Origin of the sequence: Croceicoccus gelatinilyticus (genome assembly GCF_018398395.1) — a bacterium.
Classification (GTDB): Bacteria; Pseudomonadota; Alphaproteobacteria; order Sphingomonadales; family Sphingomonadaceae; genus Croceicoccus; species Croceicoccus gelatinilyticus.
Genome location: NZ_JAHCBF010000002.1, coordinates 602,266 through 614,728, shown reverse-complemented (window position 1 = coordinate 614,728; position 12,463 = coordinate 602,266). Strand labels below are relative to the sequence as shown.

General features: G+C 63.6%; 12 protein-coding genes. 8 read left to right on the top strand and 4 right to left on the bottom strand.

All coding sequences use genetic code 11. The annotated features are described in order from the left end of the window. Positions 1 to 3: 3 nt before the first annotated feature. Positions 4 to 168, bottom strand: coding sequence for a hypothetical protein (locus KIH45_RS06900; RefSeq protein WP_213175254.1), 165 nt, complete (start codon positions 166 to 168; stop codon positions 4 to 6). A 117-nt stretch (positions 169 to 285) separates the two neighbouring features. On the opposite strand from KIH45_RS06900, the gene KIH45_RS06895 reads away from it, so the two are divergent. Then, positions 286 to 1,212, top strand: coding sequence for an IS1595 family transposase (locus tag KIH45_RS06895; RefSeq protein WP_213175253.1), 927 nt, complete (start codon positions 286 to 288; stop codon positions 1,210 to 1,212). A gap of 232 nt (positions 1,213 to 1,444) precedes the next feature. Continuing rightward, a complete protein-coding gene (locus KIH45_RS06890; RefSeq protein WP_213175252.1) occupies positions 1,445 to 1,633 on the top strand; it encodes a hypothetical protein in 189 nt (62 codons plus the stop codon). Here KIH45_RS06890 and KIH45_RS06885 read toward each other — a convergent pair. Then, positions 1,630 to 1,779, bottom strand: coding sequence for a hypothetical protein (locus KIH45_RS06885; RefSeq protein WP_213175251.1), 150 nt, complete (start codon positions 1,777 to 1,779; stop codon positions 1,630 to 1,632). The genes KIH45_RS06890 and KIH45_RS06885 overlap by 4 nt on opposite strands. Here KIH45_RS06885 and KIH45_RS06880 point away from each other — a divergent pair. Beyond that, complete coding sequence (locus KIH45_RS06880) at positions 1,778 to 2,278, top strand: hypothetical protein (protein WP_213175250.1); 501 nt, start codon at positions 1,778 to 1,780, stop codon at positions 2,276 to 2,278. The genes KIH45_RS06885 and KIH45_RS06880 overlap by 2 nt on opposite strands. 268 nt (positions 2,279 to 2,546) lie before the next feature. Beyond that, positions 2,547 to 3,326 (top strand): AraC family transcriptional regulator, encoded by a 780-nt coding sequence (locus KIH45_RS06875; protein WP_213175249.1) that lies wholly within the window; start codon positions 2,547 to 2,549, stop codon positions 3,324 to 3,326. Here the strand turns inward: KIH45_RS06875 and KIH45_RS06870 are convergent. Together KIH45_RS06870 and KIH45_RS06865 are read right to left on the bottom strand one after the other, a co-directional pair. Then, the gene (locus KIH45_RS06870; protein ID WP_213175248.1) at positions 3,295 to 6,378 is read right to left on the bottom strand and encodes an amidohydrolase family protein; all 3,084 of its coding nucleotides are present in this window, start codon (positions 6,376 to 6,378) and stop codon (positions 3,295 to 3,297) included. The two genes, KIH45_RS06875 and KIH45_RS06870, sit on opposite strands and share 32 nt — an antisense overlap. 177 nt (positions 6,379 to 6,555) lie before the next feature. After that, positions 6,556 to 8,754: a TonB-dependent siderophore receptor gene (locus KIH45_RS06865; protein WP_213175247.1), complete on the bottom strand. Its 2,199-nt coding sequence runs from the start codon at positions 8,752 to 8,754 to the stop codon at positions 6,556 to 6,558. A gap of 339 nt (positions 8,755 to 9,093) precedes the next feature. Between KIH45_RS06865 and KIH45_RS06860 the strand changes: the two genes are divergently transcribed. From KIH45_RS06860 to KIH45_RS06845, 4 genes are read left to right on the top strand one after another with little or no spacing between them, the layout of a single operon-like run. Next, the gene (locus KIH45_RS06860; RefSeq protein ID WP_213175246.1) at positions 9,094 to 10,281 is read left to right on the top strand and encodes a PepSY-associated TM helix domain-containing protein; all 1,188 of its coding nucleotides are present in this window, start codon (positions 9,094 to 9,096) and stop codon (positions 10,279 to 10,281) included. Next, the gene (locus tag KIH45_RS06855) at positions 10,278 to 11,234 is read left to right on the top strand and encodes an alpha/beta hydrolase (protein ID WP_213175245.1); all 957 of its coding nucleotides are present in this window, start codon (positions 10,278 to 10,280) and stop codon (positions 11,232 to 11,234) included. The genes KIH45_RS06860 and KIH45_RS06855 overlap by 4 nt, the downstream gene beginning before the upstream one ends. Then, complete coding sequence (locus KIH45_RS06850) at positions 11,231 to 11,827, top strand: FMN-binding negative transcriptional regulator (protein WP_213175244.1); 597 nt, start codon at positions 11,231 to 11,233, stop codon at positions 11,825 to 11,827. Before KIH45_RS06855 ends, KIH45_RS06850 begins: the two co-directional genes overlap by 4 nt. 40 nt (positions 11,828 to 11,867) lie before the next feature. Beyond that, entirely contained in the window at positions 11,868 to 12,452 is a 585-nt protein-coding gene (locus tag KIH45_RS06845) for a nucleotidyltransferase family protein (protein ID WP_213175243.1), read from the top strand. Positions 12,453 to 12,463 lie beyond the last annotated feature (11 nt).

Here is a 12,463-nt window from a genome sequence, read left to right as displayed (position 1 = left end):
AGATCAGGCCCGCAGGCAGCAGGACGAACGGCGGCGGTTCGCGACGGCAAGCGCAGGCACGAACAGCACGGCGGCACTGGCCGAACCCGAGGGCAGGATTTCCAGCACGTCGAGCACGGCAACGGCAATGACGACACCGCCAAGCAGGAGGACGTGGGCAGTTTTCATGATAGCAAGCTCCTTTGACCTTATGTAAAGGGACATTTACATCGAGTTGCAGGCGGTGTCAAGGAACGTGGACATTATATACTTGAGAAAGCAGAGGTGATTTGCTAATATTCATGCATGACGAGCATTTACGAACCCCGCTTCACCGACGCCGAAAAGGCCCGCGAACATCTTGAGGCACTTCACTGGCCCCATGGTCCGGTCTGCCCTCACTGCAAGTCGATGAACGCAACACGGCTTGAAGGCGGCAAGCACCGTCCCGGTCTCGTCCAGTGCAACGACTGCCGCAAGCAGTTCACTGTTACCGTGGGCACCGTATTCGAACGCTCCAAGGTTCCCCTTCATAAGTGGCTGCTTGCCACGCACCTGATGTGTGCCAGCAAGAAAGGCATCAGCGCCCACCAGCTGCACCGTATGCTTGGCGTGACCTACAAGACCGCTTGGTTCATGTCGCATCGTATCCGCGAAGCCATGCTGTCGGACGACGACAGCCCCATGGGCGGCGAAGGCGGCGCCGTCGAAGTGGATGAAACCTACTTCGGCAAGGACCAGCTTGCGAAGCCCTCACGCCTCCCGATCCGCAACATGAACAAGATCGTTTCCCTTGTGGACCGCGCCACGGGCCGTTCGGTCAGCATCGTTTTCACCGATGAACTCAACGCTGAAAACATCGCCAAGCTTCTCTACACGCGCATTGACCGCAAGAGCCGCCTGATCACCGACGAGGCCCATTTCTACAAGCGTCCCGGCAAGCAGTTCGCCAAGCACGAAAGCGTTAGCCACGCCCGCAAGGAATATGCTCGCGGCGATGTGACCACCAACACCATCGAAGGCTTCTTCGGCATCTTCAAGCGCGGCATGCGCGGGATCTATCAGCACTTTGGCCAGCAGCACCTTGCGCGCTATCTAGCCGAGTTTGACTTCCGCTACACCAACCGCATTGCCAATGGCGTTGACGATGCTGTGCGCGCCGATCTGGCGCTAAAGGGCATCAAGGGCAAGCGCCTGACCTATCGGCGGACTAACAGCGCCGCGCTTGCCTAAGCAGCACGCAAAGCGCTTCAAACGCTGGCGTAAGAGACGGGCCGGTGGATAGCGCGGCCGTGAGACTCCGCGTTCCTGTCATGTTCCATTATAGAAACGAATCGGGCCGAGGTGGTTCAGACCCCGGCCCGTTGTCGAAATCGCTGATGTGGAGCGACCTCAAATGACGAATACGAAATGCGCTTTTGCGCATGATTGGTCAACTCCTTTCAGCCAATATTGGAGTGGCCAAATGGCATATCGCAACGGGCGTGATCGCGCGCCGATGAACGACGAAACCTACCGCTATATGTGGGAGCGCCTTAAGGCTGGAGACCTTGGCATGGACATTGCCGCTGACCTCGGCGTCCACCCCGGCCGTGTCTCTGAATTGAAGACCGGGAAGCGCGGTTCGAACGTCACGGGCATCTCACCCGCTTAGTCCTTGGAGGGGTCGGCCTTGTGGTCGGCCCCTTTCTCTTTCTGCCGCTTCTTGCCGAGCGGCGTTGTCGGTTCGTGCTTTTTGTGCGGCGTTTTCAGCATCCGCCGAAGCACATCGTCTTCTTTCCTTTGATCGGTGTCTGCCATGGATGAACTCGAAAAGCTTCTATTTGAACAGGATAAACGCGATGCCGTCTTGGCGGCCGCTGTAGGTGAGTTAAGTGTGAACTTCTCGCACCTCGAAGGGCATCTAAATTGGGCGATCGCACGTTTGCTCGGCACCACCGAAGGTAGGGGTAAGGTCGTGGCAGCAGCAATCCGCAATGTCTCGACTAGGTTGGATATTTTTGCTGGCCTAGTCCAGATTATCGACATGCCCGCCGCGACTAAAGACGCGCTCCTAGCCTCACACAAGGAAATCCAACGGCTCAACGCCTTACGCAACCATCTGCTTCACAATAGATGGACATCCAACGAAAACAAAATCTGGCTCGATATAAACCGTGGTAAGGTCTCACTGAAGAGCAGGAAATTTAAACCCGAAGAGATATCGAGAGAGGCGAAGGCATGTGTGTCGGCCATCGCGTCACTCATGGATGCCATCAAACTTTTCCAAGAGTACAGCGCCAAAAACGTAACGGATTAGCTCAACAAAAGTCTCCTCGGCATCATCCCTTTCGCGGTCGAAGCCGCCCAAAAAGTACGCGCCCGCCTCCACCATCTGAGGTGTGATCACAATTCTATCCTGAGAAAGAGCGCCGGCCTGTCGGGTCTGATCATTAGTCACGAGTCGTTGCTTTCTCAAGTATATCATGTCCAGGAACGTTGACATACATCGGTATCGCGGCGGCGCGGTGCAATTGACGCGGCGGCCACGGGGCGCAAAAGTGGTCTCCCCTCTCGGATCCACACGCATGAAGCATTCTGCCGACTACCCGCTTGCCAGCCGCCCGATCATGGGCTTTGCCGACGAATACCCGGCCGGCATGCTGGACCCGCGGCACAGCCATGCGCGTTCTCAGCTGACTTACTGCAATTCGGGCGTGATGATGGTCTCGGCGGACGAGGCGCTGTTCATGCTGCCCCCGCGCCGCGCGATCTGGATTCCGGCGGGGACCGAACACGAGGTCCAGTGCCGCGGGCCGGTGTCGGCCTATACGCTCTACATCGATCCCGAGCTTGACCCCGATCCGCAGACCGCCCGCGTGATCGAGGTATCTGACCTTGTCCGCGCATTGGTGTTCGAAGTCGGCCAGTTCGAGCCGACCTACGACATGGACGCGCGCGAGGGGAACATCGCCCGCCTGCTGCTATCCGAAATCCGCCGCATGGCCGTGACGCCGAGCGACCTGCCGATGCCGCAGGACGAACGCCTGCTGCGCGTCTGCCATGCCCTGATCGAGGACCCTGCCGACCAGCGCGATCTCGATGCCTGGGCCTCGCTTGCCGCGATGGGCCGCCGCACCTTTACCCGCGCGTTCCGTCGGGAAACCGGCGCGGGACTGGCGACGTGGCGACAGCAGGTGCGCCTGATGGCGGCGATCCCGATGCTGGAGGCGGGAAAGTCGGTGGCCGTCGTCGCCTACGAAGTCGGTTACGAGAGCCCTAGCGCCTTTACCGCGACCTTCCACAAGGTCTTCGGAATGCCGCCCAGCGCCTTTATCAATCAGCCGCGCGAGGACGAGGCGGACTGAACCAGAAGCGCATCGGCTCGCCCTTTTCGGGCCAGATCGGGGCAAGCGTGCCCGCGTCGTAGAGCCGCCCGCCTTTCATCACTTCGGAAAGGCTCAGCGTATTGGCGATGTCGAGCCGCGGGTCCTTGTCGAGGATCACGAGATCGGCAAGCTTGCCCGCCTCCAGCGAACCGAGATCGGCCGAGCGCCCGATCGTCCGCGCACCGCCGATGGTGGCGGCGGTCAGGATTTCCTCGGGCGTCATGCCGCCCATCGCGTGGGCCTGCATTTCCCAGTGCGTGCCAAGTCCCGGCACTTCGCCATGCGCGCCGATGGCGACCAGTCCGCCTGCCCGCGCGACTTTGGCGAGGCTCGCCGCGACGGTCGGGAAGTTGAACCCTTTGTCGTCGACCCATTCGCGCTGGAAGAACTTCTGGTCGCGGAACCAGCCGGGGGCGAAGCGGGCGTATTTCACGTCGCCATGCGGAGATTCGCGCGTGATGAACCAGTCCTGCGCCGGATAGCCGCCGTGGGTGATCTGGAGCGTCAGGTCATAGCTCGTCCCGCTGCGCGCCAGCAGTTGCACGACATCGTCATAAAGCGCGGGCGGCGGGATCGCGTGTTCGTTGCCCGAATAACCGTCGATGATCTGCGACAGGTCCAGCTTCATCGCCAGCGCGCCCTCGGTCGTCGGCTGGAGCCCGAGCGCGAGCGCTTCCTCCGCGATCCACTGGCGCACCCGGCGATTGCCCGACCGGTACATCTTGATGTTCGAGAGGCGGTAATGATCGCGGTAGCGGGTCAGCACCTCGCGGACCTCTTCGCGCGAACGGAAGTCGTTGAACGAGAACACCGCAGTGCCGGTCGAGAATATGCGCGAGCCGGTGGTCAGCCCTGCGTCGATCGCGTCCTGATAGGCGAGCATGTCGATCGTCAGCGTCGAGGGATCGAACGCAGTCGTCACGCCATACGCGAGGTTCGCGGCTGGCCCCCAAGGTTTGAAGTCGAGCACGTCGCGGCGAATGTCGGCGACGTGATCGTGCACGTCGATGAGGCCGGGGGTGATGAAGCGGCCTGCGACATCGCGGCGCTCGGTCCCTGCGGGAACGGCAATCGAACCACTCGGGCCGATGGCGGCGATGCGGTTGTTTTCGATGAGGATATCGGCGTTCGTAATGGTGCCTAGCGGTCCCATCGTGATCGCGGTCGCGCCGGTCAGCAGGACACGGCCCTGCGGAATGTCGCGGGGCAGGGTGACATCGGCCTTCGCGCTGGCGACCGGGCCGCCGTCCACGTCCCGCGAATAGACTGTAGAGCCGACGGACCAGAACACGCGGCGGCTATCGTCGGACCATACGAAGTAGTCCGCGCCGACATCGCTCAACTGCTCGTTCTCGTCCGAGGTCAGCGAGATGGTGCCGTCTTCGGGGATCGTGACGAGGTGAACCTGCTGCGCGATTTGCGCCAGCGCGTGGCGGCCATCGGGGCTGACGCGAATGTCGTCGACCTGCGCGGGCCCTTCAGCAAAATACCAGTTCGGCCCTGTGATCGAGATCAGCCTCTGGCCGTCCGCCACGCGATAGACGCCGTCGGGACGGTTCACGAGCAGGGTGCCGTCTATAAGGAAATGCGGGGTGCCGCCGATCGAGCCGCTGGCCAGTACCTTTCCGGTGGCGAGGTTCACCAGCTCGGCCTCACGGAACTGGCCGAACTCGACATAGCTCGCGAGTCTGTCGCCGGTAGCGGAGCGGACCGCCAGAGCGCTGCCGTCGGGTGCTTCGACGGGGTGGGTGTAGAAGGCGTCGAGTTCAGTGAGGCGCGTGGTTTCGCCGCTGGACAGGTCCACCTGCCAGACATGTCCGCCATCCTCGGCAGTCCAGCTGACGAGATAAATGCTGCGCCCGTCGCGCGACCATGACGGGTGGAATTGCGGCGGCAGGTTAGGAGCAACGGCGACCGGAGCGCCGCCTGCCACCGGCATCGTGTAGACCTTGCCCAGCGCGCTGAAGGCAAGGGTCGATCCGTCCGGTGACAGGGCTGGCGCTTGGATGATGCGCGCATGGACGGGCCCTGTCTCGACCTGCGTCGGCGCGCGGGTCAGCGGGCCTAGTCCGGCTTTCACTTGCGCGGTGAACGGCACGACCGCGCTTGCCCCATCGGAGAGCGCGACGCGCCGCAGCTTGCCGCCTTGCGAATAGATGATGGACTTGTCTCCGGGCGTAAAGCTGAACCGCGGAGCCGCGTCGCTCCAGTACGAAGCCTGCAGCGAATCCATGTCCAGCACGGCCAGATCGCGCTCTTTGCCCGAGGCGAGGTCATGCACGCGCAACATCGTCGTGCCCGGCCTGCGCTGGACATAGGCGAGCGTCTTGCCATCGTGCGAGAGAACGGGGCGAAACGCGCTCGACTGCACTTTGCCCAGCCGGATGTCGCCCACCGCCTTTACCAACAACTCGACTTCGCCGCTGGCAAGGTCGCGGCGCACGATCCGCCACTCTATGGGTTCGGCAAGGTCCAGCCCGCCTTCGTGCGCGGCGTAGTAGAGCCACTTGCCATCGGGTGAGGCGACAGCCCCCATCGCGTGCTGCAGGCTGTCCCTACCCTCGGTGCGGTTGTCGACCACGACTTCGCCCAGCGGGTCGCCGCCGAGGTCAAAGCGCCAGAGCGCATAAGAATTCCGGTCGGGCCGGTAGCGCGAGAGGTAGATCGCCTTGCCGTCCGCGCTCCACGCGGGCGAAGTGAAGATCGGGTCGTCGTCGTAGAGCGAGACCTGCCGCGCGCCGCTGCCGTCGGGGCGGATCAGCCAGAGGTTCTCCGCGCCCGACCGGTCGGAGAGGAACGCGATCCACTTCCCGTCGGGTGAGAATACGGGCTGCGTATCCATCGCCATGCCGCGCGTGATGGCGCGCGCCGGGCCTCCCTTTGCGGGCAGGGTATAAAGATCGCCCAGCATGGCGAAGACGATCGTCCTGCCGTCAGGCGAAAGGTCGGGCTGGAGCGCGGTGCCTTCGTCGACCGTGAACGCGATTTCCCGCGCTGGCTGCATCAGCAGGGTCTGGCCCGGCTTGGCCATGGGGGTCGGTGCAAGCCCGCTGGTGGGATGGGCCTGCACCGACCCTGTGCCCGTTGTCCGCTCGGGCGGGAGTGCCGGTGCGTCAGAGAGAGCAACGCCCGGCCAGGCAGCCAGGAGGCCAGCAAGAGGGAGCGCCAGCCTCCGGGTTCTGTTCAATTCAAGTCTCCGAAACGTGTGTCAGAACTTGTAGGTGGCAGTGCCGATGACCTGGCGACCTGCACCGAAGTTGCAGTTGAAGGTGGCGGCGCAGCGCGCGACGTACTTCTTGTCGAACACGTTGGACCCGTTGACCGCGAAACGCCAGTTCGGCGTATCATAGTGTACGATCGCGTCGAACAGGGTGGCGTCGTCGCTGGTGTAGACCACCGGCTCGAAGAAGCTGGGCAGGGCGCCCGCGCTGCCGTCGGTATAGCGAACGCCCGCGCCGAACCCGAAGCCTGCCAGCGCGCCGCGCTGGAACGTGTAGTCGGCGAAAAGCGAGACCTTGTGCTTGGGCGTCACCGGCAGCGGCGCGCCGATTTCGTCGACGTTGTTGCTGTCGGTGATCTTGCTGTCGGTGTAGCTGTAGGCGCCGTTGATCGCGAGCTGTTCGCGGATGCGGGCGACGAATTCCAGCTCGCCGCCGGTCACCTTCACCGCGCCGATCTGCTCGCCATAAACGGGCAGGGCCGGGCCGGAGAGCGTGGCGACGACGTTCTTCTGCTTGATCTGGTAGATCGCGGCCGTCGCAAACAGGTCGATGTCTTCCGATAGCCCGCGTGCATCGTACTTGATGCCGCCTTCGATCTGGCGGCCCGTCGTCGGCTTGAAGGCATCGCCCGTCACTGCGTCACCGCCCAGCACCGGCTCGAAGCTGGTGGCATAGGAGATGTAGGGCACGAAACCGCCTTCGGTGACGTAGCTGGCACCGGCGCGATAGGTGAACCTCTTCGACTTCTGCTCGGTACGGTCGTAGTCGCCTTCGACCGGCGTGAACGGGGCGATGTAGTCGCTCTTCACCCAGTCGTAGCGGCCCGAAAGCAGCAGGCGCAGGCCGCCGAGCGCGATCTGGTCCTGCGCATAGACGCCGGTCTGGCGCAGGCGCTGTTCGTTGTAGCGGGTGACGAGTTCCGGTGTGTCGTAAGGCGCGCCGACGCCATAGACCGGATCGTAGAGGTCGATGTTGCTGGCAAAGCCGAAGCCATAGGCCGCGAAGTTGCGCACGTTGCGATAGTCGAGACCGGCCAGCAGCGTGTGTTCGACATCGCCGGTATAGACTTTGGCGTCGAGGCGGTTGTCGATCGCGAAGCTCTGTACGTCCTCGGCATAGGGGAAGCTCGACCGGCCCACGGTCCGCATGTCGGCATCGGCGAAGTACGAGCCGTAGATGATCTGCTGGTACTCATCGTAGTCCGACCACTTGGCGTTGATGGTCGCGCCGATGTCGTCGCTGAATTCGTGCACGAGTTCGAAGCCGAGGCCCCACTGCTTGCGCTCATACCGGTTGTAGTCCGGCTCACCGAGGTTGGTGCCGCGGCCGATCTCGCCGTTCGGATTGTCGAGCAGGGTGCCGGCGGCGGGCAGGAAGCCGTTCGTGTCGCCGCGGGTCTCGTCGTACTGATAGTAGGCAAGGCCGGTGAGCTTCGTCGCCGGGCCGATGTGCACGGTGGCGGCAGGCGCGATATAGAAGCGTTCGGCCTCGACACCGTCACGCTCCGCCTCGCGGTCGCGGTAAAGCGCGGTCACCCGCAGGTCGAGCATCTCGTTCGCTGCGCCCGTAAAGGTCGTGGCGACCTGCTTGTAGTCGTCGGTGCCGTACTTCAGTGCGATCTCGCCGTTGAAGTCGCTTTCCGGCCGGCGGCTGGTCTGGTTGTAGATGCCGCCCGGGGGCGAGTTACCGTAAAGGACCGAGGCCGGACCCTTCAGGATGTCGAGGCTTTCGAAGGCGTAGAGGTCGACGCCGCTGGAAAAGATCGTCGTGGTGACTGGCGTGGCCAGACCGTCGATAAATTGCTTGGGCGTGAAGCCGCGGATCTGGATGAAGTCGAAGCGGAGGTCGGGGCCGTAGTTCTCGCCCGTGGCACCTGCGACGTAGCGGACGGCCTGCTGCGCATCGACGAAGTTCAGGAGGTCGATCTGGTCGCGGCTGACGACGCTGACCGACTGGGGCGTTTCGACGAGCGGGATGTTGCTCTTCGTCGCGGTCACGCTGCCTTCGGGGACATAGGCGTCGGCGGTGACGATGATGACCCGTTCGCCGTCTTCCACGGTCTCGACCGTTTCGAGGCGGCTCTGGTCCGTCGCGCTTTGCGCAAGGGCGGGGGCTGCGGCTGCGAGAAGCGGCAGGGCGATGGCCGCTTTGGCGCATCCTGCGGCGAGACGGTTGGAGTAGGTCATGACTTCCCCTTTCGCTTGAGCGGGCGTCCGCCGATCCGAAAGCGGTCGCCAATTATTTCGCTTCTGCAACATAACCACAGCTTGATGCGGCCCGTTCGCGTGGTTGGGCCATAGATCGTTGCGAAATGGCCACGTGATGTTGCTTGGTGCGATCTGTGTGACGAAAGCGCCACTAGAGATATTGCGAGTCGTTTGCAACAAAGAAGACTTGTCCCTATGGCGATAAAGAGCGGCCCGTCAGGTCGTGGCCCTCGTCGCGCCTTGCGATAGGCTGCGTCGTGAGAACTGGCGGCCACGTGGCCGCTTCGGCGGACGCGAACGGAAAGGACAGGACGGACGATGCGGGCATTCCTGCTTCAGGTGCATCGCTATTGCGGGTTGGCCTGCCTGCTGTTCCTGTCGCTCGCGGCACTGACCGGCTGCGTGCTGGTCTTTCGCGGACCGATCGATCGTGCGCTTAATGCCGATCTCTATGCTGCGCCTGCCGCGCAAGGCATGTCGTCCGCCGACAACGTCGCCGCTGTCGACGCATGGGCGCAGCGTAACCCCGCACTCCAGGTCCTTGGCTTTCCGCTCGTCACCGAGCCGGGCCGCTCGATCCCCGTCGAGGTCGGCGCGAAGCCCGGCGAGATCGCGCCGTCTTATGACGAAGTATTCCTGACGCCCGTCAGCGGCGAAGTCGTTGGCACTCGCGACAGAGCACCTGCGATGACGCGGCATGGCTTCGTGAACGGTGTGGCCGAGTTCCACTTCGACTTGCTGGCAGGGACATGGGGCCGCTGGCTTCTGGGCACGGTCGCGGTGCTGTGGTTCGCGCTTTCGCTCGTCGGGCTTTACCTGACCTTTCCCGAGCGGGGCGCGTTCTGGAAGCAGTGGTGGCGCAACTGGCAGTTCCGCCGGTCTAGCGCGACGCCGCGTCTCCTGCTCGACCTTCACCGGGCAAGCGGGCTCTGGCTCCTACCTTTCATCCTTGTGCTTGCCGCAACCTCGGTCGCGCTCAATTTCTGGGAAGAATTCTACGCGCCGACGGTCACCACGATCTCACCGCTGGAACACGACCTGTTCGATGAGGACGCGCCCTATCCCGACGGCGCAACCGCGACGCTTACCTTTGCCGAGGCGCTGCCTTTCGCGGAAGACCACGCCCGCAAGGTCGGCCTGGATTGGGAGCCGGCGCGGATGCTCTACATGCCCGAATGGAACATGTACGGCGTGAAGTTCTCGCCCGAAGGCCAGCTGTCCTACGAAAAACTCGGTCCCGTCGATCACTATTTCGACGGTGACACCGGCGCTTGGCGGCACCAGGTCGATCCTTACAATGACACGATGGGCCTCGCCATGATCCGCGTCGCCTATCCGCTGCACAGCGGCGAGATCTTCGGTTTCGTAAGCCTGCTGATCGTCTTCGTGCTGGGCTTGGTCACGTTCGGTCAGTCGGCGACCGGCCTCTACCTATGGCTCAAGAAACGACCCTCCCGCGTGGCGCAGCGCAAGCGGCAGCGCGCGGAGAAGGAAGTGCGGGCATGAACGAAAACACGACCCTTCCCGGCAGCGACATCGACCCTGACGTCCGCGAATTTGTCCGCATCGCGAACGATGCCTATGCGCGTCTGTCGGAAGGCGAGGACCTCACCATTCCCCGCATGCGCGAGATCGCCGAGGAAGTGCGCGCCCCGTGGCGGGCTGGCGGGCCGGAGATGGCCGACACGTCCGAATTCCGCATCGGCCCTTCGCTGATCCGCGTGCGGCTCTACCGTCCGGTGATCGCGGACAGCCTGCCGGTCCTGATCTATATCCACGGCGGCGGCTGGACGAATTTCAGCCTCGACACGCATGATCGGCTGATGCGCGAATATGCCGCGCGTAGCGGCGGTGCGGTGCTGGGCATCGACTACAGCCTCTCGCCTGAAAACCCGTTCCCCCGCGCGCTGGAGGAGCTGGCCGAAGTCCTGCAATGGATCGCGGCAAGCGGCGGGAGTGTCGGCATCGATCCCACTCGCGTGGCCGTTGGCGGTGACAGCGCAGGTGCAAATCTGTCGCTGGCGGTGTCGATGCTGGCCCGCGATCGCGGACTGCCGGTGCCGGACGCGATGCTGCTCAACTACGGCGCTTTTGACGAGACCCGCCGCGCCAGCCACGACCGCTATGGCAGCGATGCCTATATGCTGACGCCGGAAGAAATGGACTGGTTCTGGCGCAACTATCGCGGGGAAGAACGTGGGTCCGATCCGCTGGCGACCCCGCTCCACGGCGAATTCCACGATCTTCCGCCGGCGTTTCTGTGCATCGCCGAATGCGACATCCTGGCCGACGAGAACATCGTCGTTGCCGAAAAGCTGATGGCCGCCGGAAGCGACGTGACGGCGAAAGTCTACGCGGGCGCAACGCACAGTTTCCTCGAGGCGATGAGCATTTCGCCGCTTGCCGAACGCGCGCTCGACGAAGCGTCGGACTGGCTGAAAGCGATCTGGTCGACATGAGCAGCGCATTCGAAGCGGTCGGCCCGCGCGATGCTGCAAGCCTGGTCGATGCGATGCCGCTGTGCTGGATCGTTCCGCTTTCCGATCCGGCCTCGTGCATGCTGATGCCCGTAGTTATCGAGCGGGACGAGGGGGGCGAGCCTGTCTCGATCCTCGGCCACTTGCCCCGCCGCGCGCCGACGACCGCGACGCTCAATGCCGACGGAAGGGCGCTGTTCCTCGTGCTCGGCCCGAACCGGTATATGAGCCCCGCCATGGTCAGTCGCGATGACTGGGGGCCGACGTGGAACTTCGCATCGGTCCGTATCACCGCGCGCACGGTCTTCGACGAGAGCCTGACGCGCCCCGCGATCGAGGCGCTGACGCAGCATATGGAAGGTCCGAACGGCTGGACGACGGACGGCCTTGCCAGCCGGATCGACGACCTGCTCGCCCGCGTCGTCGGATACCGCGCGACGATCGACCGGATGGAGCCGCGCTTCAAACTGGGGCAGGACGAAGCGCCGGAAGACTTTGCCGCGATGATCGAAGCGATGGGCGATCACCCGCTGACGGACTGGATGCGCCGCTACGGCCCGAAAAGCGCAGGCTGACCGGCTGGACGGCGGCGCTGGCCGTGCTAGTCATCGCTTCGTGACTGATCCATCCGAAATCGCCTGCATCCTCCTCGCTGCCGGGGAAGGGCGGCGTTTCGGGGGCGGGAAGCTCCTCGCGCCGTTGGACGACAGGCCTTTGGGCCTGCACGCGGCGGACATGTTGAAAGCCATACCGTTCGGTGCGCACGTCGCGGTTGCAGGGCCGCATGCGCCGGACTTCGCGGCAGCGGGGTTCGAGGTTGTCACCCCCGAGGCCACCGTGCCCGCGCTCTCGGCCTCGATCGCAGAAGGTGTCGGTGCGATCGCAGGGCGCGGGTTCGCAGGTGTGCTGATCGCGCTGGCCGACATGCCTCATGTTCCCGCCGCGCATCTCCATACGCTTATCGCGAAATTCGAAGGCGAACCCGTGGCGACGCTGGTCGATGGCAGGCCGCAGCCTCCCGCCCTGTTCGGGGCACGGCATTTCGTCGAACTATGCGGACTGTCAGGCGATCGCGGCGCGCAAGCGCTGCTACGACATGCCCAAACGGTGGAACTTTCCCCGGCTGAGGCGTTCGATGTGGACACCCAAGCGGATCTGGAAAACCTGAAATCCGCCAAGCACCGGGGCAAAGCCTCCTAGGGAGAAGAACG

Excerpts from the sequence above, each read along its gene's own strand:
- KIH45_RS06855 (WP_213175245.1), top strand. The coding sequence starts at position 10,278 with ATGAACGAAAACACGACCCTTCCCGGCAGCGACATCGACCCTGACGTC.
- KIH45_RS06875 (WP_213175249.1), top strand. The coding sequence starts at position 2,547 with ATGAAGCATTCTGCCGACTACCCGCTTGCCAGCCGCCCGATCATGGGC.
- KIH45_RS06880 (WP_213175250.1), top strand. The coding sequence starts at position 1,778 with ATGGATGAACTCGAAAAGCTTCTATTTGAACAGGATAAACGCGATGCC.
- KIH45_RS06895 (WP_213175253.1), top strand. The coding sequence starts at position 286 with ATGACGAGCATTTACGAACCCCGCTTCACCGACGCCGAAAAGGCCCGC.
- KIH45_RS06850 (WP_213175244.1), top strand. The coding sequence starts at position 11,231 with ATGAGCAGCGCATTCGAAGCGGTCGGCCCGCGCGATGCTGCAAGCCTG.
- KIH45_RS06885 (WP_213175251.1), bottom strand. The coding sequence starts at position 1,779 with ATGGCAGACACCGATCAAAGGAAAGAAGACGATGTGCTTCGGCGGATG.
- KIH45_RS06865 (WP_213175247.1), bottom strand. The coding sequence starts at position 8,754 with ATGACCTACTCCAACCGTCTCGCCGCAGGATGCGCCAAAGCGGCCATC.
- KIH45_RS06870 (WP_213175248.1), bottom strand. The coding sequence starts at position 6,378 with ATGGCCAAGCCGGGCCAGACCCTGCTGATGCAGCCAGCGCGGGAAATC.
- KIH45_RS06900 (WP_213175254.1), bottom strand. The coding sequence starts at position 168 with ATGAAAACTGCCCACGTCCTCCTGCTTGGCGGTGTCGTCATTGCCGTT.
- KIH45_RS06890 (WP_213175252.1), top strand. The coding sequence starts at position 1,445 with ATGGCATATCGCAACGGGCGTGATCGCGCGCCGATGAACGACGAAACC.
- KIH45_RS06860 (WP_213175246.1), top strand. The coding sequence starts at position 9,094 with ATGCGGGCATTCCTGCTTCAGGTGCATCGCTATTGCGGGTTGGCCTGC.